The sequence below is a fragment of the Microvirga makkahensis genome (genome assembly GCF_009830105.1).
Taxonomy (GTDB): domain Bacteria; phylum Pseudomonadota; class Alphaproteobacteria; order Rhizobiales; family Beijerinckiaceae; genus Microvirga; species Microvirga makkahensis.
In genome coordinates this window covers 1-24807 of sequence record NZ_WURB01000033.1, presented here as the reverse complement: position 1 = coordinate 24807, position 24807 = coordinate 1, and the positions used below count along the sequence as shown (strand labels likewise).

Annotated in this window: 22 protein-coding genes; 13 read left to right on the top strand and 9 right to left on the bottom strand. The window is 65.8% G+C overall.

Features of this window, described 5'->3' with window-relative positions; all coding sequences use genetic code 11:
• The first annotated feature begins 147 nt into the window (after positions 1 to 147).
• Positions 148 to 654 (top strand): peptide-methionine (R)-S-oxide reductase MsrB, encoded by a 507-nt coding sequence (msrB, locus tag GR328_RS23665; protein WP_160888130.1) that lies wholly within the window; start codon positions 148 to 150, stop codon positions 652 to 654.
• 172 nt (positions 655 to 826) lie between these two features.
• Here msrB and GR328_RS23660 read toward each other — a convergent pair whose 3' ends face one another.
• From GR328_RS23660 to GR328_RS23650, 3 genes are all read right to left on the bottom strand, one after another.
• Positions 827 to 1798, bottom strand: a complete 972-nt coding sequence (locus tag GR328_RS23660) for a bifunctional riboflavin kinase/FAD synthetase (protein ID WP_160888129.1) — start codon at positions 1796 to 1798, stop codon at positions 827 to 829.
• 45 nt (positions 1799 to 1843) lie between these two features.
• The gene (locus GR328_RS23655) at positions 1844 to 2725 is read right to left on the bottom strand and encodes a TIGR01459 family HAD-type hydrolase (RefSeq protein ID WP_160888128.1); all 882 of its coding nucleotides are present in this window, start codon (positions 2723 to 2725) and stop codon (positions 1844 to 1846) included.
• A gap of 65 nt (positions 2726 to 2790) precedes the next feature.
• On the bottom strand, positions 2791 to 4167 hold the full coding sequence (locus GR328_RS23650) for an EAL domain-containing protein (RefSeq protein WP_160888127.1): 1377 nt from the start codon (positions 4165 to 4167) through the stop codon (positions 2791 to 2793).
• A gap of 158 nt (positions 4168 to 4325) precedes the next feature.
• On the opposite strand from GR328_RS23650, the gene GR328_RS23645 reads away from it, so the two are divergent.
• Positions 4326 to 4547: a heavy-metal-associated domain-containing protein gene (locus GR328_RS23645; RefSeq protein ID WP_160888126.1), complete on the top strand. Its 222-nt coding sequence runs from the start codon at positions 4326 to 4328 to the stop codon at positions 4545 to 4547.
• A gap of 101 nt (positions 4548 to 4648) precedes the next feature.
• The gene (gene aptA, locus GR328_RS23640) at positions 4649 to 5998 is read left to right on the top strand and encodes an omega-aminotransferase AptA (protein WP_160888125.1); all 1350 of its coding nucleotides are present in this window, start codon (positions 4649 to 4651) and stop codon (positions 5996 to 5998) included.
• Positions 5999 to 6134: 136 nt separating this feature from the next.
• Here the strand turns inward: aptA and GR328_RS28390 are convergent, their stop codons facing one another.
• The gene (locus GR328_RS28390) at positions 6135 to 8927 is read right to left on the bottom strand and encodes an EAL domain-containing protein (RefSeq protein ID WP_160888124.1); all 2793 of its coding nucleotides are present in this window, start codon (positions 8925 to 8927) and stop codon (positions 6135 to 6137) included.
• A gap of 77 nt (positions 8928 to 9004) precedes the next feature.
• A complete protein-coding gene (locus tag GR328_RS23630; RefSeq protein ID WP_160888123.1) occupies positions 9005 to 9937 on the bottom strand; it encodes a FecR domain-containing protein in 933 nt (310 codons plus the stop codon).
• A 241-nt stretch (positions 9938 to 10178) separates the two neighbouring features.
• On the opposite strand from GR328_RS23630, the gene lepB reads away from it, so the two are divergent.
• The 6 genes from lepB to GR328_RS23600 all read left to right on the top strand — a co-directional run bounded on the left by lepB (position 10179) and on the right by GR328_RS23600 (position 16022).
• On the top strand, positions 10179 to 10910 hold the full coding sequence (gene lepB, locus GR328_RS23625) for a signal peptidase I (RefSeq protein WP_160888122.1): 732 nt from the start codon (positions 10179 to 10181) through the stop codon (positions 10908 to 10910).
• Positions 10911 to 10951: 41 nt separating this feature from the next.
• Entirely contained in the window at positions 10952 to 12436 is a 1485-nt protein-coding gene (hisS, locus tag GR328_RS23620; RefSeq protein ID WP_160888121.1) for a histidine--tRNA ligase, read from the top strand.
• Positions 12437 to 12508: 72 nt separating this feature from the next.
• The gene (locus GR328_RS23615; protein ID WP_160888120.1) at positions 12509 to 12946 is read left to right on the top strand and encodes a hypothetical protein; all 438 of its coding nucleotides are present in this window, start codon (positions 12509 to 12511) and stop codon (positions 12944 to 12946) included.
• A gap of 363 nt (positions 12947 to 13309) precedes the next feature.
• A complete protein-coding gene (locus GR328_RS23610; protein ID WP_160888119.1) occupies positions 13310 to 14404 on the top strand; it encodes an ATP phosphoribosyltransferase regulatory subunit in 1095 nt (364 codons plus the stop codon).
• On the top strand, positions 14404 to 15378 hold the full coding sequence (hisG, locus tag GR328_RS23605) for an ATP phosphoribosyltransferase (RefSeq protein WP_160888118.1): 975 nt from the start codon (positions 14404 to 14406) through the stop codon (positions 15376 to 15378). The genes GR328_RS23610 and hisG overlap by 1 nt, the downstream gene beginning before the upstream one ends.
• A 152-nt stretch (positions 15379 to 15530) precedes the next feature.
• Entirely contained in the window at positions 15531 to 16022 is a 492-nt protein-coding gene (locus tag GR328_RS23600) for an META domain-containing protein (RefSeq protein WP_160888117.1), read from the top strand.
• 205 nt (positions 16023 to 16227) lie between these two features.
• Here the strand turns inward: GR328_RS23600 and GR328_RS23595 are convergent, their stop codons facing one another.
• Positions 16228 to 18324, bottom strand: a complete 2097-nt coding sequence (locus GR328_RS23595; RefSeq protein ID WP_160888116.1) for an ABC transporter ATP-binding protein/permease — start codon at positions 18322 to 18324, stop codon at positions 16228 to 16230.
• Between the two features lie 270 nt (positions 18325 to 18594).
• On the opposite strand from GR328_RS23595, the gene GR328_RS23590 reads away from it, so the two are divergent.
• From GR328_RS23590 to GR328_RS23580, 3 genes are read left to right on the top strand one after another with little or no spacing between them, the layout of a single operon-like run.
• Positions 18595 to 19689 carry a methionine ABC transporter ATP-binding protein gene (locus tag GR328_RS23590; RefSeq protein WP_160888115.1) on the top strand — a complete coding sequence of 365 codons (1095 nt, stop codon included), beginning with the start codon at positions 18595 to 18597 and terminating at the stop codon, positions 19687 to 19689.
• A complete protein-coding gene (locus GR328_RS23585) occupies positions 19679 to 20344 on the top strand; it encodes a methionine ABC transporter permease (RefSeq protein ID WP_160888114.1) in 666 nt (221 codons plus the stop codon). The genes GR328_RS23590 and GR328_RS23585 overlap by 11 nt, the downstream gene beginning before the upstream one ends.
• A 40-nt stretch (positions 20345 to 20384) precedes the next feature.
• Entirely contained in the window at positions 20385 to 21170 is a 786-nt protein-coding gene (locus tag GR328_RS23580; protein WP_160888113.1) for a MetQ/NlpA family ABC transporter substrate-binding protein, read from the top strand.
• Between the two features lie 89 nt (positions 21171 to 21259).
• On the opposite strand, the gene GR328_RS23575 is transcribed toward GR328_RS23580, so the two are convergent.
• The gene (locus GR328_RS23575; protein WP_160888112.1) at positions 21260 to 22339 is read right to left on the bottom strand and encodes a flavodoxin family protein; all 1080 of its coding nucleotides are present in this window, start codon (positions 22337 to 22339) and stop codon (positions 21260 to 21262) included.
• 154 nt (positions 22340 to 22493) lie between these two features.
• Here GR328_RS23575 and GR328_RS23570 point away from each other — a divergent pair, with 154 nt between their 5' ends.
• Positions 22494 to 23321, top strand: coding sequence for an aldo/keto reductase (locus GR328_RS23570; protein ID WP_160888111.1), 828 nt, complete (start codon positions 22494 to 22496; stop codon positions 23319 to 23321).
• A 127-nt stretch (positions 23322 to 23448) separates the two neighbouring features.
• Here GR328_RS23570 and GR328_RS23565 read toward each other — a convergent pair whose 3' ends face one another.
• Positions 23449 to 23997: a VOC family protein gene (locus GR328_RS23565; RefSeq protein ID WP_160888110.1), complete on the bottom strand. Its 549-nt coding sequence runs from the start codon at positions 23995 to 23997 to the stop codon at positions 23449 to 23451.
• A 229-nt stretch (positions 23998 to 24226) separates the two neighbouring features.
• Positions 24227 to 24807: TCP-1/cpn60 chaperonin family protein (locus GR328_RS23560; protein WP_281352086.1), on the bottom strand; the 581-nt coding region annotated here is incomplete at its 5' end.

Below are 24807 nucleotides of genomic sequence, written 5' to 3'. Positions count from 1 at the left end.
AGGCCGGAAACGGGCCGGAGCTTGAGCCTGAAAATCCATGGGCATGGGAGCCTTTTAGCAGCGCCGGGCCGGATAATAAAGCGTGGTGATTCAGGCGCCCCCTGCCTATGTAAGGAACCAGACCCCACCCGCCGTTAGGAGTGACCCATGGCAGAGATGACCACCACGGAAGGCAAGCGCTCCCGCGCCGGCTTCGACCTGACGCCCCCCTCCCCCGAGGAGTTCCGCAGGCTCGTGGACGATCTCGACGACGAAGAGCGGCGCGTTCTCCTGGAGCATGGAACCGAGCGCCCCTTCTGCGGCGTCTTCAACGAGGCCAAGGAGAAGGGCACCTATTGCTGCCGCCTCTGCGGCCTGCCCCTGTTCAAGTCGGGCACCAAGTTCGAATCCGGCACCGGATGGCCGAGCTTCTTCGACCCCATCGACCGCGCCCACATCGCCTTCGTGCGCGATACGAGCTACGGCATGATCCGCACCGAGATCCGCTGCGCCCGCTGCGAGGGGCACCTGGGCCACGTGTTCCCGGACGGCCCTCCCCCCACCGGCGAGCGCTATTGCATGAATTCGGTGTCCATGCGCTTCGTCGCGGAAGGCGACCCGCTGCCGGACGATCTCGGCCGGGGCGCGCCCGAGGGCGAGGTCGTGGCCTCCTAAAGTGGCCTGGAAGCCGTTAAGACCTCTCTTGCCGCCATAGCCGGCCTCATGCCGGCCATCCCGCCCCTGAGAAGCGCAAAGATTGACTGATCGGGATCACCGGCCCTGTGCCGGTGACGACGCGGGAATGTCATCCCCGGCCTTGGATGCCGCTGGGATGACACCATTGAACCTACCCTATCATCGAGGGGGACCGGTCGGCCCTCAGCATCCGCTTGGCCTCCTCCGAATCCCGGTCCATCTGCGCGATCAGCGCCTCGATCCCGTCGAAGCGCTCCTCGCCGCGGATCCAGCCGACGAACTCCACGTCGAAGGTCCGGCCGTAGAGATCGTCCTTGAAATCGAAAAGATGCGTTTCGAGCAGCGGCGCGCCGTTGTCGAAGGTCGGGCGGCGGCCGAAGCTGGCGACGCCGTCGACCGGCTGCCCGTTCACGAAAGCGCGGACCGCATAAATCCCGTGCCGCAGCCGGCCATCGTCCGGCAGGCGCATGTTGGCCGTCGGGTAGCCGAGTTCCCTGCCCCGCTTGTCTCCGTGTCGCACCTGCGCATGGACGAACCAGCGATAGCCCAGGAGCCTGTTGGCGGTCGCGACGTCGCCCCCCTCCAGGGCCGCGCGGATGGCGCTGGAGGAAACGGGCTGCGTGCCCTCCACGATGGCGGGAGCGATGAGGCAGTCGAGCCCCAGCCCGCGGCACAGCTCACGCATCCTTTCCGGATTCCCCTCGCGCCCGCGCCCGAAATGGAAATCGTGGCCGATGACGACACCCGAAAGCTCGAGATCCCGCTTCAGGAGGCTCACGAACTCCTCGGCGCCGAGAGACGCGAGCCTTCCATCGAAGCGGAGGACGAAGGCACCGGTGAGCCCCAGGCGCGCGAAGATCTTGAGCTTCACCGGTTCGGGTGTCAGGCGAAACAGCGGCTTGTCCGGCTGGAAGAAGCTGCGCGGATGCGGCTCGAAGGTGAGAGCGGCGGCGGGCCTCCCGGAGCCCAGGGCCATGTCGAGCAGATGCCGGTGCCCGCGATGCACCCCGTCGAAATTGCCGATCGCCGCCACGGCCCCCTTGAGGCTCCGGGGCACGGGCTCGCCATCGCGGCGGACCACGAAGGAGGACGGCACCGGGGCGAGAGGTTGAACGGAAGGCATGAAGCGGGTCTCTACCTCAACCGGTTGCGGGGTCAAGGGAGGCGCTCACGCCTCCCAGGCGAGCATGTCCATGAGGGCGGTGGGGGTCACGGGCTGGCGATCCGCCCAGTCCTGCACGTGATCGGAAACGAGGTCGCCCTCGTGAAGCCCGAGTTCCTTCGCGTGGATGCCGCGAGCGATGAGCAGGGAGTCGATGCCGAAGCCGACCGCCCCCGCGATATCGGTGCGGATCGCGTCGCCTACGGCCAGCACCCGCTCCTTGGGGATGGAGCGCCCGCCGAGCTGGGACGCGATGGCGAGCGCCCTCTCATAGACCGGGGCATGCGGCTTGCCCGCATAGAACACCATGCCGCCCATCTCCTCGTACGCGAGGGCGATCGTGCCCGCGCATGGCAGGATCATATGGCCGCGCTCCACGATGAGATCGGGATTGGCGCAGACCATGAGCAGGTCGCGGCGGCGCATGGCCTCCAGACGGGAGCGGTAATCCTCCACCGTCTCGTTCTCGTCGTCGTCGAAGCCGGAGCAGACCACGTAATCCGCCTCCTCGATCCTACCGAAGCGCACATCGAGGCCGTCGTACATCCCCATGTCCCGGGGCGGACCGATGTGATTCACGACCTTGTCGATCCGCTCCTCGATGGCCAGACGCGTCAGGTCGCCCGAGGTGACGATGGCATCATAGGCCGTGCGCGGAACCTTGAAGCGGTCGAGCTGCGCACCGACCGCCGCGCCGGGGCGCGGAGCGTTCGAGACGAGGACGACGCGCCCTCCTTTCGCGCGAAACCGCGTGAGCGCATCGCCTGCCGTCTCGTAGGCCGTGACGCCGTTGTGCAGCACACCCCAGACGTCGCACAGGATGAGGTCGTAATTCTCCGCAAGAGGTTTCAGACCCTCGACGAGAGCGGGACGGGAAGAGGCTGCCATGGGATCTCGCTGCTGGTGGAACCGGGCGGGTAGGCCCTTGCGCCGTGCAAGTCAACCGGTCGTGTTCATCCGGTGCGTCGCAGGAGGGGCCGCGCGCCTTCCGGCGCGGCCGGCCGGCCGGCCGCGCCCAGCACCTCGGATCTCACCGCGCGCGGCGCGGCGAACACGAACCCTTGGGCCAGCGGCACGCCGATCTCGGCCAGGACCGGCACCATGTCCTCGTTCTCCACGTGTTCAGCCACGAGCCTGATGCCCTCGCGGCGCAGGGCCGAGGCCAGATCGCGCACACCCAGCTCCGGGTTCAGGTGATGGCTGTCGTCGTGCCCGGCCGCAACCAGAAGGTCGGCCGGCAGCTTCACGAAGCGTATGCCGAGAGCGGCGAGTTCGCGGGGCTCGAGGCCGAGATCCGTTGCGGAATCGAGGGAGAGCGGCACGCCCTTGTCGCGCAGGACGCCCAGGGCCTCCTTCGCGTCGGGGTCGAGCTCGCGCCAGCATTCCTGCGGGAATTCGAGCACGACTTTGCCCAGGGTTTCGGGCGCCGAATCCATGACGCCCGTCAGCGACCACAGAAAGCCCGGCTCCCGGACGGAATGGGGCGTCAGGTTCACTCCGACGATGGCCTCGCTGCCCTTGGTGATGAGGTGGTAGGCCACCGCCATGGCGCGGTTCAGGACGCGACGGTCGAGCTCCGGAGCGCGCCCCAGACGTTCGAGAGTGCCGACGAACTCGGACGGGCCGAGGAGCGTGCCGTCCGCCAGACGCAGGCGCGCCAGAGCCTCGTAAAACCGGATCTTACGCTGGGGCAGCGACACGATGGGCTGAAGATGCAGCTCGATTCCGTCCGCCTCGAAAGCCTGCATGATCAGCCGCATCCGGCGGATCTCGTCCTCGGGCCTGCGGCGCGCGGGCTGCTGGGTGGGCCTGCTCGCGGCGGAAGGCGGAAGGGCGGTCTGAGGCAGCAGAACGGGTGCCATCCTCTCCTGCGCGGCCTCCTCCTGCTTCTCCTCCCCAGGCTCTGAAGCAGGCTTCAGGCGGCCCTTCAGCTCGGCCATGTCGCGGTTCTGGGTAGCGACGTTCTTCGCCAGTTCGCGCACCACGCCTCCGAGGAGCCCCACGGTCCCCGTCACCTCGGCCATGGTCGTGCGCAGGGCGGGCGCGGCTGCAGGAGCCGCCTGCAAAAGCTCTTCGAGTTTGAGGAGACGCTCGCCCATGAGGGTCAGCTCCTCCCTCGCGAGCTGAGTGGTCATCGACGCCTCACTGGCCTTCCTCCAGGCGAGAACGAGGCCCGCGGAAGCCGCGATGCCGAGGAAGGTCACGACCGGCACCATGGCCGAGACGGGCAGAATCCCGACGGCTGCTCCGGTCATGGCAAGGCTCGCAAGCGCAAGAGCGAACAATTTCGCCCTCAGCTCCTTATCAATCTGGACCTTGTCGGTCACCATGGGTGCCCCCGCTCCCCTGGTTTTGCGCAAACCGGCGAATCAGTATTGCAACAACGTTTTACAGGCGGAGAATCGCGCCACAAGAGTCCCTTCACAAGAATAGACAACTTTTCCGCTCTGCTGTTGCAGAACTCCCACGACTCTGAAAGGAAGTCCCGATGGAAGAACCTCGCAAGGACCTGCTGATGCAGGTGGACGGCATGACCTGTCAGGGCTGCGTCAACGCGGTCACCAAGGCTATCCAGCGAGTCGATCCCAACGCCCGGGTCGACGTGGATCTGGACCATGGCCGCGTTCATGTCGTCACCCATGCGCAAAGCGTCGAGGTTGCCCGCGCCCTCGATGCGGCGGGTTACGAAGCTCATGCCATGACAGGCTGATGCGGGGCTTGCGGCAGCTCCGCGGCTCTGACCAAAGTTCCTTTGCGGCCTTCGGAAGCGGCTGATAGGCTCCGCGCCGCCAGCTTCGTTCGAGGACTAACATGACCGCTCAGACGCCGAGAGCCGCCAACGACATCTCATCGCCGAACGACATGGAAGCCTGGTGGCTTCCGTTCACGGCCAACCGCTCCTTCAAGCGGCGCCCCCGCATGATCGCCCGTGCGAAAGACATGTACTACTACACGCCCGACGGGCGGGAGGTGATCGACGGCGCGGCCGGCCTCTGGTGCTGCAATGCGGGCCACAACCGGGACGAGATCACCGCCGCCATCCAGGCTCAGGCGCAGGAGCTCGACTATTCGCCCGCCTTCCAGTTCGGCCATGGCAAGGGCTTCGCCATCGCCTCCCGCATCGCCCAGCTCGCCCCGGGGGATCTCAACCACGTCTTCTTCTGCAACTCGGGCTCCGAGGCGGTGGACACGGCCCTCAAGATCGCCCTCGCCTATTGGAACGTGCGCGGACAGGGCAGCAAGACGCGCCTGATCGGGCGCGAGCGCGGCTATCACGGCGTCGGCTTCGGCGGCATCTCGGTCGGCGGCATCGTCAAGAACCGCCAGTTCTTCGGCACCCTGCTGGCGGGCGTCGACCACCTGCCCCACACCTACAACCGCGAACAGCAGGCCTTCACGAAGGGCGAGCCCGAATGGGGGGCCCATCTCGCGGACGAGCTCGAGCGGATCGTCGCCCTGCACGACGCCTCCACCACCGCGGCCGTGATCGTCGAGCCGATGGCCGGCTCCACCGGCGTCATTCCCGCGCCCAAGGGCTACCTGCAGCGCCTGCGCCAGATCTGCGACAAGTACGGCCTCCTGCTCATCTTCGATGAAGTGATCACGGGCTTCGGCCGTCTCGGCACAGCCTTCGCCGCCGAACGCTACGGGGTCGTCCCGGACATCGTCACCTTCGCGAAAGGCGTGAATTCCGGCACCGTGCCCATGGGCGGCGTGGTCGTGCGTGAAGGGCTCTACGATACCTTCATGCAGGGTCCCGAGCACATGATCGAGCTGTTCCACGGCTATACCTATTCCGGCCACCCGCTCGCCTGCGCCGCGGCCCTCGCCGCCCAGGACATCTACCGGGACGAGAAGCTGTTCGAGCGGGCGAAGGCTCTGGAGCCGGTCTGGGCCGATGCGATCCATTCGCTGAAAGGTCAGCCGAACGTGCTCGACATCCGCACCGTCGGCCTCGTGGGCGCCATCGACCTCGCCTCGCGCCCGGACGCGGTCGGCGCCCGGGCCTTCGAGGCCATGGACCGCGCCTTCAACGAATACGGCCTGATGATGCGCGTCACCGGCGACACCATCGCCCTCTCCCCACCCCTTATCGTCACCGAAGAGCAGATCGGCGAGATCGTCGACAAGCTCGCTAAGGTGATCAGGGCGGTCGCGTAGGAAACGCAACGGGATCGGCCTCGAGACGTTCGCCGAGAATGCGGCTGCCTCCCGGGGCCTTTCTCATTCGCCGCGCCAGGCCGACCGGGTCCTCGTCATCAGGGCCTCAGGCCTCACTCGAAACGGCTGACCTGCTTCATCGTTCTCGAGCCCCCGGAAACCCGGGTGAACGATCCGCAATTCGGACAGGCGGGAGCAAGCCGAGGAGTTCCTCGGCCGGCTGCGGCCTGCCGAGGCCGTATCCCTGTCCTCTCTGGCACCCCAACTGCCGCAGGGCGTCGATCTGTTCCTGCGTTTCCAGTCCCTCGGCGACGACCCCCATGTCCAGACTGGCGGCCATGGCGATCACGGCCTGAACGATGGCCACCGCCTCCCTGTCGCGGGGCACGCCGAGAATGAAGGAGCGATCGATCTTGATCGTGTCGATGGGGAATTTTCGGAGATAGCTGAGAGACGAGTAGCCGGTGCCGAAATCATCGAGCGCAAAGCTTATTCCGAGGGTCTTGAGCCTGCTCATGATGGCCTGGACGGGGGCGTTCTCCCGAATGAGGAGAGACTCGGTGATCTCGAGTTCCAGCCGTTGCGCCGAAAGGCCGGATCGGGCGAGAGCGGCGGCGACGATCTTGGTCATATCGCCGCGCGAGAATTGAGCCGGAGACACGTTGACGGCAAGTTTCACCGTCCCTGGCCAACGGGCGACCTCCTCGCATGCGCGGTGCAGAACCCACTCGCCGAGGGTATCCATCAGGCCGATTTCTTCCGCCACCGGGATGAACTCGCCGGGAGGAACGAAGCCGCGTTCGGGGTGGCGCCACCGCATGAGCGCTTCGACGCCGATGAGCATGCCGCCGGCGAGGTCGAACTGGGGCTGATAGAACACCTGGAACTGCTGGCCCGCCAGCGCATCCCAAAGCTCGACCTCCAGCTTCTGGCGCGCCTGGAGAGCCGCATCCATCGAGGCCTCATGGAAGCAGTGGGAGCCGCCCCCGGCCCTTTTCGCACGATGGAGGGCCGTATCGACATTCTTCATGATGATGGCGGGGTCGCGCTCGGCCTCGCCGAGCATCGTGATGCCGACGCTCGCGCCTACCGAGAGCCGCTTGCCGTCGACCTGATAGGGATCGCTGAGATGCTCGACGAGGTGCTGCGCCATCAGCTCAAGCTCGTCGATCCCCACCGGTCCCAGCCAGAGCGCGGCGAATTCGTCTCCGCCGAAACGCGCCAGCAGATGCGGCGGGGGCAGCAGTTCCTGGCTGCGGCGGGCGACGGCCTTCAGCAGCAGGTCTCCCATGCCGTATCCGAACGTGTCGTTGACGATGTTGAACCGGTCGAGATCGAAGAAGAGAACCGCACCGGAGCCCTCCCGGTCGAGGAGGTCCCCGAGTGCCTCCATGAAGTGATCGCGGTTCGGCAAACCCGTCAGCGTGTCGTATCGGGCAAGGTATTCCAGACGCTTTTCCGCAAGCCTGCGATCCGTGATGTCCCTGAAGCTGAGGCACACGATGAAGCGATCTGCGGAGGCAAGGCCATCCGCGGTCACGCCGCCGGACAGGCGGGAGGGCGTTACCATGTACTCGATCACGCGCTCGCTCGATCCGCTCCCGCGCAAGGACATCTCACACAGCGCCCCCTCCTCCCATAATCCCTGGGAGCAGGCCGACACGGCTTCGCGCATGGGGATCGCCAGTTCCGCCGGCACGAGGTCCTTGACGAGGTGCCCCTTCCAATGGCGACGCTCGCCCGGCTTCAGGATCTTGGCTGCGGCACGGCTGACGGCCTGGATATGGCCCTCGTCGTCCGCGACAACGATGCCCTCGAAGCTGTCCATGATGACCTGATCGAGCACCGCTTGCGCATGAAGCTTCTCCATGTTCGCGACGAGGAGGAGAATCCGGCGCAGATCGATTTCCTGTCCGATTGTCAGCATCGCGTAGCCGAGAACAGCGACATGCCAAGCCGAAGTATCCAGGATAATGGGGCGCCAAGCCTGCAGGACGAAGGCGCCTGCTTCGGCGAAGGCGGCCGCGAGGGCGAGTCCGAGGAGGACGATACGCCACTTGCGCCGCCGCACCGCGAACATGAGGAGTGCCATCAGCGCGAGCCCGGCCACGGTCACGGTCCGATCCGTTGCTTTCAGCGCCCGCCCCTGCAGGACCGTCTCCGTGCCGATCGCCTGAAGAAGCGTCCCGGAAATGAACCCATGCTTCGGCACTTGAAAGAAATCGCGCAGCTCGATCGCGGTGGCGCCGACGATGACCTTTTTTCCTTGCAGCCGCCGGGCCTCGATACGCCCCTGCAGGAGGTCGACCACAGAAATCCGGTCGATCTTCTGAGCCGCGATGCCGAAATCGACGAGGAAGGTTGCCGTCGTGGGCAAAACGCCACCGTACAGGGCCGCCACGGACGGCAGGATCTCGCCGCCGATGGCGTTTCCATAGGAGTAACGCCGCACATATCCGTCGGAATCCGGCTCTATGTTGACGCTGGCAAGCCAGGAATGCGCCCGGAACCGATCGAGCGGGCGGTTGGCAACGATGCCGTCATCCCGGAAGCCCGCCGCCCGCTTCTGGTTGAAGGCCGCCATGACGACGGTGCTTCGCGCATGGCGCAGCGCCTCCTCCAGAGCGCTGTCATCGATTTCGTTCGAAGGCGTGCTGAAATCGACGTCAATCGCGATCTCGGACGGGTTCAGGCGATCGATCGATCCGATCAGGTCCGCATGGATGCGCCTGGGCCAAGGCCACACGCCGAGTTCCGCGATGCTCTTCGCGTCGATCTCGACCAGCACGATCGCGCCGGTGGGGGGCCGGGACAAAGCCGAGAAGCGGATCTCGGTCAGCGCATCCCCTAGCGGCTTGAGGATTCCTGCGTGATGAAGCCATCCGGCGAGGAGCCCGATGATGCAGATGGCGAGGGCATGTCGGGGCACGAACGTCTCTCAGGACCGAGGATCAGGAGCGCGCGACCGCCGGCGGGACGATCGGCCAGCCTGAACGGGATCGTCCCTTAATGGCGCCCTCCTCTCCCATGGCCGCCGTTCCCGCCATTGCCGCTGTTGCCGGACCCGTTGCCGTTGCCGCCTTTACCACCGCTGTTGCCTCCTTTGCCGCCGGCTCCGTTCCCGCCTGCATTGCCCTTCCCGGCTCCCCCCGCATTGCCGCCGCCCGTGCCGTTGTCGCTCTTACCGCCACCGGTATTGCCGCCCTGGTCGCCACCGCCCTGGTCGCCACCGCCCTTGTCGCCACCGCTCCTGCCGCCCCCTTTTCCGTCGCTGCTCTGGCTGCCCTTGTCGTCGGCATTGCCCTTCGCGGAACCGTCACGCCGTCCGGTCCTTTCCGTGTCGGCGCGGGAGCGCCTGGGTGCACCGTGATGGGACATGACCTCATCTTTCCTGCTCCTCCCTGTGATCTGAAGCCCCTTCTGGTCGGATGGATTGAGCTTAGCCCTCTGGCCTGCGGCGATGTCGGCGGTCGAACCGGTCCTGAGATCGGACACCTCGACGAGCCCACGATCGACTTGGACGTCTGCGCTGCGGGCGGATACCGACACCGTGAAGCGGGTTCCCTTGACGATGGCGGCGAGAAAGGGCGTTTCGACGGAGAAATGCCTGACGTTGCGCTCCTCGACCTCGTACTCCGCCCGTCCCTTCGGCTGCCGGATGGACGTCGTTCCGAAGAATGACGAATGCCGTGACGAGATGGTCGAGTTGGGATTGACCATGATCGCCTCCGCGCCGCGCTCCAGCTTGGCGCGGGCGTTATGCCCTGTCGAGAAGGTCGCCCCGTCCGGAAGCGTCATCCCCCTGACGGCCCGCATCGCCGGGGCATTCGGCGCCTTCACCCACGCGTCTCCGGACACCTTGGCGATGGTCCAGTCGCTCGCCAGAACGGGAGAGACCGAGAGGAGCAAGGCGACGAGCAGCGAGATTCGAGACAGCACCGGAAAGCTCACGAAAGTTGGCGACAGACGGGATCCCGGGCAAGGATCCGACATAATGATCTTATAACATTGCGTACATGGCGCGGGTATCTTTGTCGATAGGCCGTTCGGCCGGATCGGGCAGCCAAGGCCCTCAAGGCGGCAGGCTGAGGCGCCGGGGCTTTCGGCTTCTTCAGAGCCGGAGTTGACCCTCGTGCCCTCACCAAGCATAATGTTGTTTCGTCACCGGCCGCGACCTCCCATGATCCTCAGCATCAAAGAGCGGGAATTCTCCAAATCCGATCTCGGGATGCTGCTTCTCGCCATCCACTGCCTCGCCGTTCTCGGCTTTTTCTTGATCGGCTCCGGAGCGATATGGCTGCGCGCCTCGGGACCGGCGAAGTTTCGGATCTTCTCCGTGCCGTCGGGATCGATGATCCCCAACTTCAATCCAGGGGATTTGATCATTGGAGCCATGTATTCATGGCAGAACCCCAAACCGCGGCGGGGAGACGTCGTCTTTTACCCCAGGAGAGGACAGCCGCATTCCCTTGTCTATGTGTCGCGCATGGTCGGACTTCCCGGAGACCGGGTCCAAGTCATTTCCGGTCGCCTCCACATCAATGGCGTCGCGGTGCCGCGGGAACAGGTGGGAGTTTATCCGACTCTCGATGAACTTGGACGGCCGACTTCCGCTCCGCGCTATGCGGAAAGCCTGCCTGAGGGGAGCGGCCGCTTTGTCATCGAGGTGAAAGGGAACAAGGGCTCTTTCGATAAGACGAGAGCCTTCCGCGTTCCGAAGGGAGAAGTTTTCGTGATGGGCGACAATCGGGACAACTCCTCCGATAGCCGCGACAGCAGCCTCGGAACCGTGCCGATATCCCACATTCTGGGGCACCCGGTTGTCATCGTGGGGCCAACAGCCTCAGCCGGATCGGGTCCGCTCCGCGCTAGATGGCAACCAACCCTTGCCCCTCTTGTCCGCACGGGTTAGGACGCAGCACGTTTTCTCTGTAACGGCTGCTGTTTGAACCCATGTCCAAGGCCGACAAGATCAAGGCCCGCGCGCCGCGCGGCTTTGCCGACCGCACTCCCGCCGATCTTTCCGCCACCGAGCGCATGCTGGCGGCGATCCGCGAATCCTATGAACTCTACGGCTTCGAAGGCGTCGAGACGCCCTTCGTCGAGTACACGGACGCGCTCGGCAAGTTCCTCCCCGATCAGGACCGTCCCAACGAGGGCGTATTCTCCTTCCAGGACGACGACGAGCAATGGCTGTCGCTGCGCTACGACCTGACGGCGCCCCTCGCCCGCTATGTCGCCGAGAACTTCGACGCGTTGCCGAAGCCTTACCGCAGCTATCGGGTGGGCTGGGTGTTCCGCAATGAGAAGCCGGGCCCGGGCCGCTTCCGCCAGTTCATGCAGTTCGACGCCGACACCGTGGGCGCGGCCTCCGTCGCGGCGGATGCGGAAATCTGCATGATGGCGGCCGACACGCTGGAGAAGCTCGGCCTCAAGCGCGGCGATTACGTGATCAAGGTCAATAACCGCAAGGTTCTCGATGGCGTGCTCGAGGCCATCGGCCTCGGCGGCGAGGACCAGGCCGGCCAGCGCCTCACGGTGCTTCGCGCCATCGACAAGCTCGACCGCCTCGGCCCCGAGGGCGTGAGCCAGCTGCTGGGCGCCGGCCGAAAGGACGAGAGCGGCGACTTCACGAAGGGCGCGGAGCTGTCTCCCGACGCCATCGAGCGCGTGCTCGCCTTCACCGCGGCCAAGGGCGCGGACAATGCCGGAACGGTCGAGAACCTGCGAAAGGTCGTGGGCTCCTCCGCGCGCGGGCTCGAAGGTGCGGACGAGCTTGCCGAGATCGCGGCGCTCGTGGCGGCCTCCGGCTACGAGGACCGCGTCATCATCGATCCGGCCGTCGTGCGCGGGCTCGAGTACTACACCGGCCCGGTCTACGAGGCGGAATTGACCTTCCAGGTCCAGGACGAGGACGGGCGCCCGGTCCGCTTCGGCTCCGTGGGCGGCGGCGGGCGCTACGATGGCCTCGTGGGCCGCTTCCGCTCCGAGCCGGTTCCGGCCACCGGCTTCTCCATCGGCGTGTCGCGCCTGCTCTCGGCCCTGCAGATGATCAAGAGCCCCATCGTCTCGGGCTCCGAGCAGCCCGGCCCGGTGGTGGTGCTCGTCATGGACAGGGACCAGGTCGCCGCCTATCAGCGCATGGTCTCGGCCCTGCGCCAGGCCGGCATCCGTGCCGAGCTCTATCTCGGCTCCTCGGGCATGAAGGCCCAGATGAAATACGCCGACCGTCGCAAGAGCCCCTGCGTGATCATCCAGGGCTCCAACGAGCGCGAGCGCGGCGAGGTTGAGATCAAGGACCTCATCGAGGGCGCCAAGGCGGCCGAGGCCATCGCCTCCAACGCCGAATGGAAGGCGGCCCGCCCGGCTCAGGTATCGGTGTCCGAGGACAAACTCGTGGAAGCCGTCCGCGATGTTTTGAGCCGGCATTTCGGGTAAACCCCGAGCCCCCGGGAACCCTGTCGCTTTTCCTGGGGTTGTCTTCTGAAGCTTGACTATCAGGAGACCCCTATGGCGAAGGCCAAAGACAAAGAGAAGAAGAGCGGCAAGAAGAGTACGGGCACGAAGCGGGCGAAAAGCGCCAAGAAATCGGGCCTGATGGATCTGATCAACACGGATCTCGGCCGCGAGATCCTGGCGGATGCCCTGATCGCCGCCGCCGGGGCGGCGGCCGCCACCCTGACCAAGACCCGCACCGCCAAGAAGGCCGGCGCCGCCGTGGCCGATGCGGGCTCGCAGGGTGTGGATCTCACGCAGACCGCCGCCGGCGCCGTCGCGGGCGTCGTGACCGAGGCAGCGCGCCATTTCCTGCCCGCCAGCCTCACCGGCGGGGCGGCCGACGAGGACGAGGGCGGCAAGGGCAAGAAGGTGAAATACGTCCACCGCTCCAGCGACCACAGCAAGCGCAAGACTTCGAAGGCCAAGGGCGACACCGCACAGAAGGAGTGATCGCTTCTCTCCTTCCCCGGGACGACGCTCTCCCTCCTCACGTCCTGCCCCTTTGTCATCCCCGGCCTTGTGCCGGGGGTCCACGTCTTCATGACGTGACGCCTTCAGGATGGGGATGGTTGGGACAAGCCACGCCATGACGGAAGGAGCCCCTTTTACTGACCGTCCTCGTCATCACCGGCCTCGTGCCGGGGATCCCGATCCGCGGAGCGCCATGCCCGCCCGATCGGGGCGGTCGGGACGAGACAGGGCCATGCCGCCTTCTCCAATCCATCCCTTCATTCACCCTTCCCGCTGAAAACGGTCGCCTTCCCGGCCCGGCGTTGCTAGAGAGCATGCCGGAAAAAGGATTAGGCGACGCCAGTGACGGAGACGGATGCCATTGTTGCGCTGATCGCGCTTTTCGAGCGCGAGGGCTATGCGCGTGTCGAACCGCCGGTTCTGCAACCTGCGGATGTGTTCATCGACCTCTCGGGCGAAGATATCCGGCGGCGCATGTTCGTGACGCAGGACGCCTCTGGCGCGGAACTGTGCCTGAGGCCCGAATACACGATTCCCGTCTGTCTCCAGCATCTCGCCCACCGCGGGGCGCAGCCCTCCGGCTATGCCTATGGCGGCCCGGTCTTCCGCATGCGTCCCAACGAGAGCGGCGAGTTTCTGCAGGCCGGCCTCGAATCCATCGGCCGCGGAGACATCGCGGCGGCCGACGCGGAAATCCTCGGGCTTGCTCTCGAAGGCCTCGGCCTCATCGGCGCCCCCACTCCCACCGTGAAACTCGGCGATATGGGCCTGCTCCATGCTCTCATCGACGGCTTAGGGATCGCGCCCGCCGCGAAGCGCCGCGTGATCCGGACCATCGTGTCCGGACAGGACCTGGCGAGCCTTTCCGAAGCGGACGGTCCGGGCAACCAGGAACATGCGGGCCTGCTCGCGGCCATCGAGGGGCAGGCGCCCCAGGCGGCCAAGGCCTTCGTGGAAGACATCCTCTCCATCGCCGGCATCGCTAGTGTCGGCGGACGCAGCCCCGGCGAAATCGCGGAGCGCTTCCTCGCCCGCGCGGCCAATCGCACTGTTCTCTCGAACGATGCCTGGCAGGTGCTGGAGCGCTATCTCGCGATTCAGGGCGATCCGGACCAGGCGGCGGAAGCCGTGAGAGTTCTCGCCAAGGAGACGGGGCTCGACCTGAACGCGGCGGTCGGCCTCTTCGAGGAGCGCACCGGTTTCATGGCCGCGCGCGGGCTCGATGTCGGCGCCTTCTCGTTCGCGGCCACCTTCGCCCGCAATCTCGACTACTACACGGGCTTCATCTTCGAGGTGCAGGACCCGCGCCGCAGCGACGGCAAGCCTGTCGTGGGCGGCGGCCGCTACGACCGGCTGCTGGAGCACCTTGGAGCGGACAGCCCGATCCCGGCGGTGGGCTGCTCCTTCTGGCTCGACCGCATCGTGGGGAGGCCCTGATGACCGATTCCCCTCTCATCCTGGCGGTGCCTTCCAAGGGCCGCCTGCAGGAGAACGCGGCTGCGTTCTTCGCCCGCTCGGGCCTGGTCTTCTCCCAATCGCGCGGGGCGCGTGACTATCGCGGCACACTGAAAGGTGTGCCCGACGTGGAGGTGGCGTTTCTCTCGGCCTCCGAGATCGTGACGCAACTCGCCACGGGCGCGGTGCATCTCGGCATCACCGGCGAGGACCTGATCCGCGAGCAGATCGCCGATGCGGACGAGGCGGTGGAGCTGCTCACCCCGCTCGGCTTCGGCCACGCCAACGTGGTGGTGGCCGTGCCGCAGGCCTGGATCGACGTGCGCACAATGGCCGACCTCGACGAGGTCGCGGCCGACCTGCGGGCCCGCCACGGCCGCAAGATGCGGGTCGCCACGAAATACGTGAACCTCACCCGCCGCTTCTTCGCCGAGAAGGGCATCGCGGATTACCGCATCGTCGAAAGCTTAGGGGCCACGGAAGGCGCGCCGGGTGCGGGGTCGGCGGAGCTGATCGTGGACATCACCACCACCGGCGCCACGCTCGCGGCCAATGCCCTGAAGATCCTCGACGACGGCATCATGCTGCGTTCCGAGGCCAATCTCGTGGCCTCCGCGCGCGCGCCCTGGTCGGCCAGTGCCCGCGCGGCCGCCACCGCGGTGCTCACGCGCATCGCGGCGGAGGAAGAGGCGCGGGAGACCCGCGAGATCCGAGCGAGCCTCGATCCGGCCAAGGTTTCGTCCCTGACGGCCCTTGCACGGGATTTCGACGCCACATTGCCCTACGGCCATGCGCTCGGCCGCGAGGTCGTTCTCCATTGCCGCACCGCGGCGATGTTCGATATCGTGGCGGCCTTGCAGGGGATCGGAGCGCAGGACATCACCATCCGCACGTTCGATTATCTGTTCCGCCCCACAAACGCTCTGACGGAGCGGCTTCTGAGACGGATCGGCTGATCGTTCCGGCAGGCCTTTCCGGCGAAGAGCCTCTTCATCGAGGCTTCAGCATCCCTGTGGCAAATGCGGCCACAGGACAAGATCACTCAAGGCGTTGCCCTTAAGGTCAAGGCCTCTTATGGTTCCGGCGTTTTTACGATGAAGAGGTTCCGATGAACGCCCTTCGACTTGCAGCACTTCTGGCGGCCTTCGCCACTGTTTCCGTGGCCCACCTTCCCGTGGCCGATGCCCAGACGGCGGCAACTCTCGGCCGGCCCGCCGGTCCGACCCGTCAGGTGGATCCCAAGGTTCCGCAGCCGGGCGCCCAGGGCAAGATCTTCCCTCTCGGCTCTTCCTGGGTGGCCGTGAGCCTGAACGGCAAGCCCTTCACCGGCGAGCGCCCGAGTTTCCGGCTCGACGACCAGCTGCGCGCCACCGGCTTTTCAGGTTGCAACACCTATTCCACCACGGCCTACCCTCTGCGCGAGCAGGGCCTGGCCGTGGCGCCCTTCGCCGTGACGAAGAAGACCTGCGACAAGGCCGCCATGGCGACCGAGCAAGCCTTTCTCATGGCCTTGCGCACCTCCGGGAAGTGGGACATCCAGGGCCGCAACCTGATCATCAAGAGCCAGACCGGCGAACTCGTTCTCGAGCGCTCACTCTAGGAAAAGGCTCTGATCCTTCATGAAAATGGCCGGCGATGCGCCGGCCTTTTTCATGTTGCGATCCTGCTTCCCGCTCCGCCTCGAACGCCGCTCCCACCGTCATCACCGGCCTCGTGCCGGTGATGACGGTTATTCGCTACACGGCATTTTTCGACGCGGGATGGCCGGGACGAGGGAACTGCGTCAGCCTTGGGCGACGCCGGCGCTACTCGGCCGGCTGAGGCTGCATCATGTCGACAGGGGTCGAGAGACCGTTCTCCGCCCGCTTCAGATCGATGCGCCGGTCATGATAGTCCAGCAGCGTCGAGCGGTGGCCGATGGAGACCACCGTGGTCTGCGGCAGCTTCTCCTTGATCACCTGATAGATCTCGGCCTCCGTCGGCTCGTCGAGGGCGGCCGTCGCCTCGTCCAGGAACAGCCAGTCGGGCTTGGCGAGAAGCGCCCGGGCCACCGCGAGGCGCTGCTGCTCGCCAAGCGACAGGGTCTGCCCCCAGGCCCGCTCCTCGTCGAGCCTGTCGGCGATCTGCGGCAGCTTCGCGACGCGCAGGGCATCGGCGATGTCCGCGTCGCTGTAGGCATGCTCATGGGCGGGATAAGTCACCGCCTCGCGCAAGGTGCCGATGGGAATGTAGGGCCGCTGCGGCAGCAGCATCATGGTCTGCCCCTCGGGCACCAGCACCTCGCCCTCGCCGAAGGGCCAGATGCCTGCGATGGCGCGGAACAGGGTCGACTTTCCGGAGCCGGAAGGCCCCGTCATCAGCGTGCGTTCGCCCGGACGGAAGGCAAGGCCGTCCGCGTGCATGAGGGCGCGGCCGTCGGGCAGGCGGACATTGAGATTGCTGAGCCGCAGCTCACGGCTGGCCGCGGGCGTGACCGCGAGCTTGCTCTCGCCGCCGACGCGTTGCGCCGAGGCGATCGCGCCTTCGAAAGTGGTCAGACGGTCGAGAACCGCCTTGTAATCGGCAAGCGTGGTGTAGATCTGGATGAAGTAGGTCAGCGCCGATTCCACGCGCGAGAAGGCTCCCACCACCTGCTGCATCTGGCCGAGGGAGATCTTGCCGATGAAATAATAGGGCGCGGTCAGGATGTAGGGCACCACCACGTTGGCCTGGAAGTAGGCCGCGGTGAAGGTGTTGAGCTTGATGAGGCGGATCACGATCCGCATGTAGTTGTCGACGATCTGGCCGAAGCGCCGGCCCAGCCCCTCCTTCTCGGCCGGCTCGCCGGAGAGCAGCGCCACCTGTTCCGTATATTCGCGCAGCCGCGCGAGCGAGAAGCGGTAGTTCGCCTCCACCCGCTCCTGCTGGAAGTTGAGGCCGATCAGGGGACGGCCGATCAGGTGCGTGACCCAGGTGCCGAGAATGGCATAGCCGGCGCAGACCCACACCAGAAGGCCCGGAACCTCCACATTCGTTCCGGGAAACGTGAAGCCCGCCGAGATGGTCCAGAGGATCGCGACGAAGGATACGAGCGTCGCGGCCTGGTTCATGAGTCCGACGGACAGCGAATAGGTGCTCTCGACGAATTTGCGCAGATCCTCCGAGATGCGCTGATCCGGGTTGTCGGCGCCGCGGCCGATGAGCTGCATCCGGTAATGGGCGCCGTCGCCCAGCCATTCGCCCACATAATAGGTGTTGAGAAAGGCGCGCCAGCGGATCGTGAGCACGTTCTGCAGGAGGACCTCCGTGAGCGCGATGGCGACGAAGACGGCCGCCAGGGGCGTGAAGATGACGAAGAGCTGATACCAGAACGCCGCCGCATCCTTCGCTTCGAGCGCGTTGAACATGTCGCGCGAGAAGAAGCTGAGGCGGACATTGAGCGCGACCTGAGCGAGGTTGATCGCGATGAGGATCGCGATCATCCAGGTGCCGATGGTTCCCTCGCGCGCCCGCACGAGACCGATGAAGGGGATTCGGATGACGCTGTCGGCCTGGGAATCGAGATAGCGGTCGGTGATGGTGCAGATCGTGCGGACCACGCGCACGAAGGACAGGCCGTAGATGAGTGCTCCGAAGCCCGTCGCACCCAGGGCTGCGGACGGCGGCGGCACGTAGCCCGTGTAGTCGCCCGTGATCGCGCCCGACACCGCGCCGAGAATCAGCAGGACGAGCACCACGTGGGTCGTGGCGAGCATGACCAGAAAGATGCGCAGGAAGGTGGGTATGTCGCGGCCGGCCACCAGGATCCCGGCGAGTACCAGGGTCGAGAGCGGCAGGTAGAACGGAACCTCGACCGCTCCCGAGAGAGAGCCCCCCAAGACAGCCAGACCGATGAGCGCCAGCGCAATGCTCGCCTTGATCATTCTTTTCTCCCGACGGGGAACCGTTCTTCGGCTCCATAGGAACATAGCGCAGCCCGATCAACCGCGCTCATGGCGAAAGCAAGGAGAAATGTCCGCATCTCAGCGGCGATCTCCGGGTTGTGATGTCGCGGCAGAGGAACCCTGTGCATCCGGACAAAGGCGAGGACGCCATTCAGAACGAAAATCCTTTTTAAAGAACAATTCAGTTGACATAGAGAACGCCATCCCTCATGTGTCCTCATGACCACATGATGACTCGAAGGCGACCCTATGAACGCCCCCCTCGGATATCTCGGCGATCAGCCGTCGCAGCGCCTGGTCCCGGCGGAGCCCATCGTGCGCCTGGAGAAGATCTCGAAGACCTTCCCCGGCCGTGACGGCCAGCCCGTCACGGCTCTGCGGGAGATCGACCTTGCCGTCCCGCAGGGCTCGATCCTCGGCGTGATCGGCCGCTCGGGCGCCGGCAAGTCGACCCTGATCCGCCTCGTGAACGGGCTGGAGAAGCCCACGACCGGAAAAGTGATCGTGGACGGCGCCAACATCGCGGCGCTGCCGGAATCCGCCCTGCGCCATGCCCGCCGCTCCATCGGCATGATCTTCCAGCACTTCAACCTGCTCTCCTCCCGCACGGCCGCGGAGAACATCGCCCTTCCTCTCGAAGTTGCGGGCTATGACAAGGCCGAGATCAGGGCGCGGGTGGACGAGTTGTTAGCTCTTGTCGGTCTATCGGACAAGCGCAACCGGTATCCGTCGGAATTGTCGGGCGGGCAGAAGCAGCGCGTCGGCATCGCCCGCGCGCTTGCCACGAAGCCCAAGGTTCTGCTCTCGGACGAGGCGACCTCCGCGCTCGACCCGGAGACCACCCGCTCCATTCTCGACCTGCTCTCGCGCATCAACGAGGAGCTCGGCCTCACCATTCTGCTCATCACTCACGAGATGGCGGTGATCCGCAACATCGCCCGCGAGGTCGCGGTGATCGAGGGCGGACGCATCGTCGAGCAGGGCGACGTGTTCGAGGTGTTCACCCGCCCGCAGCATGAAGTGACACGCTCCTTCCTCGGCGACGAGGCCGGACGCGCCCTGCCCCCCTACGTGCAGAAACGGCTGCGCAAGGAGGCGACCCCCGACAGCCAGGCGGTGATCCGCATCGGCTTCCGCGGACCGCACGCGACGGACCCGGTTCTGGCGCGCCTCGCGCGCGAGCACGGCATCGAGGCCAACATCCTCTCCGGAGCGGTGGACGAGATCGCCGGCCGTCCCTTCGGCACCCTCGTCGTGAGCGTGCCGGAAGCTTCCGCACGGCAGACCCTCGAATTCCTGAAACTTCACGGTCTCGACACGGAGGTGCTCGGCCATGTCGCCTGAGATGATCCGCCTCATCGCCAGCTCCACCGGCGAAACGCTCTACATGGTCGCCGTCTCGGCGCTGATCGCCACGCTCTTCGGGCTGCCGCTCGGCGTGTTTCTCGCCACCAGCGGCAAGGGCGAATTGTTCGCCGCCCCCTGGGTGAACCGCGTGCTCGGCGTGATCGTCAACGCCACCCGCTCGACGCCCTTCATCATCCTCGTCGTCGCAATCATCCCGTTCACCCGCCTGATCGCGGGCACCTCCATCGGCACCAACGCGGCCATCGTGCCGCTGACCATCGCCGCGGCGCCGTTCATTGCGCGCCTCATCGAAGGCGCCATCCGCGAGGTCGATCAGGGCCTCGTGGAGGCGGCGCGCGCCTTCGGCGCGAGCCCGCTGCAGATCGTGCTGAAGGTTCTCATCCCGGAAGCGCTGCCCGGCATCGTGCTCGGCCTGACGCTCGCCATCGTCTCTCTTCTCGGCTTCTCGGCCATGGTGGGCGCGGTGGGCGGCGGTGGGCTCGGCGATCTCGGCATCCGCTACGGCTACCAGCGCTTCATGCCGGAGATGATGCTGGCCGTAGTCTTGGTGCTGATCGTGCTCGTGCAGGCCGTGCAGAGCATCGGCGACCGCCTCGCCCGCCGCCTCAACAAGCGCATCCGTCACGGCTGATCATTCTTTCCCATCAGGACCTCTCACCAGGAGTACCCACATGTCCTTGAAGAAACTGGGCCTCGTCGCCCTGCTCTCCCTCGCCGCCCTGCCCGCCGCCGCGCAGACGCAGACCATCCGCATCGGCGCCACGCCCGGCCCGCACGCGCAGATCCTCGAAGCCGTGAAGCCCATCGCGGCTAAGAAGGGCCTCGACCTCAAGATCGTCGAGTTCTCCGACTACGTGGTACCGAACGAGGCCCTGGCCTCGGGCGAGCTGGAGGCCAACTCCTTCCAGCATCAGCCCTATCTGGACAACCAGAAGGAAAACCGCGGCTACAAGATCGAGACCGTGGCGCAGACCGTGAACTTCCCGATCGGGATCTATTCCAAGAAGCACAAGGCCTTCGACGCGCTGCCCGACGGCGCACGCATCGCGATCCCGAACGACCCGACCAATGGCGGCCGCGCGCTCCTGCTGCTGCAGGACAAGGGCCTGATCAAGCTGAAGGACGGCGTGGGCTTCAAGCCGACGATCCTGGACATCACGGCCAACACCAAGGACCTGAAGTTCACGGAGATCGACGCGGCCCAGGCTCCGCGCGTGCTCGACGACGTCGACGCCGCCGTCATCAACACCAATTACGCCACCCAGGCCGGTCTCGACCCGGTCAAGGACGCCCTGACCCGCGAGAACCCGAAGGGTCCCTATGTCAACGTCATCGCCGTGCGCGCCGAGGACAAGGACAAGCCGTGGGTGAAGGCCCTCGTCGAGTCCTATCGCTCTCCCGAGGTGAAGAAGTTCGTCGAGGAGAAGTTCAAAGGCGCCGTTCTCACGAGCTGGTAAGCGCCGCGGCATGATCGACAAGAGGCCGGGCAATCGCCCGGCCTTTTTCGTGGTCCCTGAACAGATCCGCCGCGCCGTCATGTCCCCGCTTATTTCTGACGCGGCTCCTGCAGGCGCTCCCCGGTCTTGGCCCGGTACCCTGCCCTCTTCGACGTGACGGCGTCCAGCAGCGTCCAGGCGGCGTTGCGGATCTCGGCCTGCACATCGAGATCGCGGTCCAGTTCCTCGTGGCTGGTGGCGTAGGGCTTCCAGTAGCCGATATAGCGGTCGAGCTCGGCGAGGTTGCCCGCCGGCGCAAGGTCCATGGCCCGCAGCCAGTCCGACAGGCTTCGGCGGACGCCCTCCGCCCCCTCGGCATCGCCGTGCACGACCACCGAGAACAAGCGGCCCGACAGGTGCCTGGGATAGTCCCATCCCTTCAGCTCCAGTTCCTTGGCTTCGGCCACCGTCTTGCCGTGGGTCGATGTCGGGTCCGGGTTACCGCCATCGGCGCAGACGAGGCGGTCCATCATCAGCTTCAACGGAGAGGAGACCTGATACCAGTTCACGGGCGTGACGATCATGATCCCGTGCGCCTCCACCCATTTCGGGTAGATGTCGTTCATCCAGTCCTGCACCTGCCCGAGGGAGTAGTTGGGATAACAGGAGCACGGCCAGTGGCAGAGCGCGGCCGCGGTCGAGAAGCAGGTCTTGCAGGGATGGATGTGGCGGCCATATTCGGACGCCAGCCTGCTGAGATCAAGAACCTCCACCTCAACGTTCTCCGCATCGGCGATGACCTGCCTTGCGATGTCCATGAGCCGATAGCTCTTCGACATCTCACCGGGACAGGTGTGCTCGCTGCGCGATGCGGATGAGATCAGCAGGAACCGCGACGGTCCCCCGGGATCGTCATGCCGCTCCTGCGCCCTGTCGATGGCTTCCTTCGCGGCGATCCAGTCGATGGCGAGATCGTAATCGGGATCGGCGAAGCCCGGCCCCGCCTTGCGGGTCCTCGGGCTCTTGCGATAATGGCTGTAGGCGTCCCACGCCGCATCGGCGATGCGTCGCAGCTCCTCGGCCAGGGCCTCGAAGGCAGGATCCTGGAACTGCTGCAGAAAGCGACGGCGAAACTCGGTTTCATCGAGCGTCGGGTTGGGAGTGCCGGTTCTTGCTTCAGGGATGGACAAAGGGCGCTCCCGTTCCTAGATCGCATCGATGTTAAGCTGCGCAACGCCGGCCAAGTTGCACGGGTTCCCTCAGCCCATGGCCTCGTCGCGGTTTGCTGTCTCGCGAGACGAGCCTTCGCTCCGTCTTTCACCCTTCCCTCTCCAGGAGCAGTCGATGCCGACCACCCCACCCCTTCGCCTGAACGATGGAAACACGATGCCTCAGCTCGGCTATGGCGTCTGGCGGGTCTCGAACGAGGACGCCGTCGCCTGCGTGACCGAGGCCATCAAGGCGGGCTACCGCTCCATCGACACGGCGGCGATCTACGAGAACGAGGAAGGCGTCGGCCATGCGCTCGCCGCCTCCGACATTCCGCGCAACGATCTCTTCATCACCACGAAGCTGTGGAACGACAGGCGCAGCTACGATGGAGCGCTGTCTGCTTTCGACGAGAGCCTCAAGCGGCTGAAGCTCGATTTCGTCGATCTCTATCTCATCCACTGGCCCGGCGTCAGCGGCGAAGGATTTCTCGACGCGTGGCGCGCCCTGATCCGCCTGAAGGAGGAGGGGCGCGTGAAGTCCATCGGCGTCTCGAACTTCCAGGTGAAGCATCTGCGCCGCCTGATCGACGAAACGGGCGTCGCTCCCGCTCTCAACCAGATCGAGCTGCATCCACGCTTTCAGCAGAAGGAACTGTGCGCCTTCCACGCGCAGCACGGCATCGCCACGGAATGCTGGGGGCCTCTCGGCCAGGGCAGCCTCGTAGCGGACGAGAAGCTCGCCGCCATCGGGCGCAAATACGGCAAGACTCCCGCGCAGGTGATCCTGCGCTGGCACCTCGACAGCGGCTTCGTCGTGATCCCGAAATCCGTTACGCCGTCGCGCATCCGCGAGAATATCGACGTGTTCGACTTCAAGCTGGATGCCAACGACATGCGCATCATCGAATCCATGGACGACAAGGGCGGGCGCGTAGGCCCCGACCCCGCCGTCTTCGGCTGACCGCGCCGGTCGCATGCGGCCCTTTGCGGGGCCGCTTGCTCCTTCAGGCTGGACCGACGATCTCGTCACTCGGCAGGAGCCGTGCACGGTCGTGGCGCCCCCGCAGCGGACCCGCCGCGAGAACTCGTCAGCGTCCCGTAGGGTTGAAGCCGCCGCTTTCGTCGATCGGCTCGCGCAGCTCAATCCGGTGGCGCCCGTTGTCACGGATCTGCGCGGTGCGATAGCGCCCGTCGAGCTCGTCCTGCGGATCCTGAAGCACCTCCACCCCGGCCTTGCGCAGGCGCGTGATCTCCTTGTCCACGTCCGGCACGAGGAGACTGATGACGGGGATCGGCGTGACCCCGGGGGAGCTGCCCTGCGGATCGCCGGTTTCGTGAGGAACGTGATCGACCTCTGCGATCTCGAGCAGGAATCCGCTCCGCTCCAGAACCGCGGTCCGCCCCTGCACGAAACTGGTCGAGCCGATCATCCGGAAACCCAGCTTGTCCCGATACCATCGGACGCTCTCGTCGAAATCCGCCGTGCGGATGGAGGTGGAACTCGAATGGCTGCGGAGCGAAGGCTGCGCCATCGTCGCGAATGCCCCAATGGAGAAGAGTACGGCCGCGGCCAGAAGGGCGAAGCTCGCCGGAACCTTGCGGCAAAGGTTGGACGATGAAGGGGGGCATGGTCTCACGGGTCATCCCTCGCCGGCCGCCGAAACTTAGCCGTCTTCTCTTATAAACACCCGTCAGTCCAGTTCGTTCTTCGAAATGCTCCCAGGCATTCCCGCGACACCGAATCGAGATCACGAAAAGCCCCGGAGTTTCCTCCGGGGCTTCTTCATTTCCGAATGTCGGCCTGGATCCCAGATCGTACCGCGGCGCTGAGCGCCGCGATCCGTCCGGGACGCCCCGAGGGATCGCTTAGAAGTCCATGCCGCCCATGCCGCCCATGCCGCCGCCGGGCATGGCCGGAGCGCCGCTCTCCCGCTTGGGAGCGTCGGCGACCATGGCCTCGGTGGTGACGAGGAGGCCGGCCACGGAGGCCGCGTCCTGGAGAGCCGTGCGGACGACCTTCGCCGGATCGACGATACCGGCCTGGAGCATGTCCACGAACTCTTCCGTCTGAGCGTTGAAGCCGAAGGTGTCGGCATTGTTCTCGACGATCTTGCCGACCACGATCGAGCCCTCGACACCAGCATTCTCGGCGATCTGACGGAGCGGAGCCTCGAGAGCGCGCAGCACGATGTTGATGCCCGCCTTCACGTCGGCATTGTCGCTCGTGATCTTGGCGACCGCAGCCTTGGCGCGCAGCAGAGCCGTGCCGCCGCCGGGGACGATGCCCTCTTCCACCGCAGCGCGGGTGGCGTTCAGAGCGTCGTCGACGCGGTCCTTCTTCTCCTTCACCTCGACCTCGGTGGCGCCGCCGACGCGGATCACCGCGACGCCGCCCGCGAGCTTGGCGAGGCGCTCCTGGAGCTTCTCACGGTCGTAGTCCGAGGTGG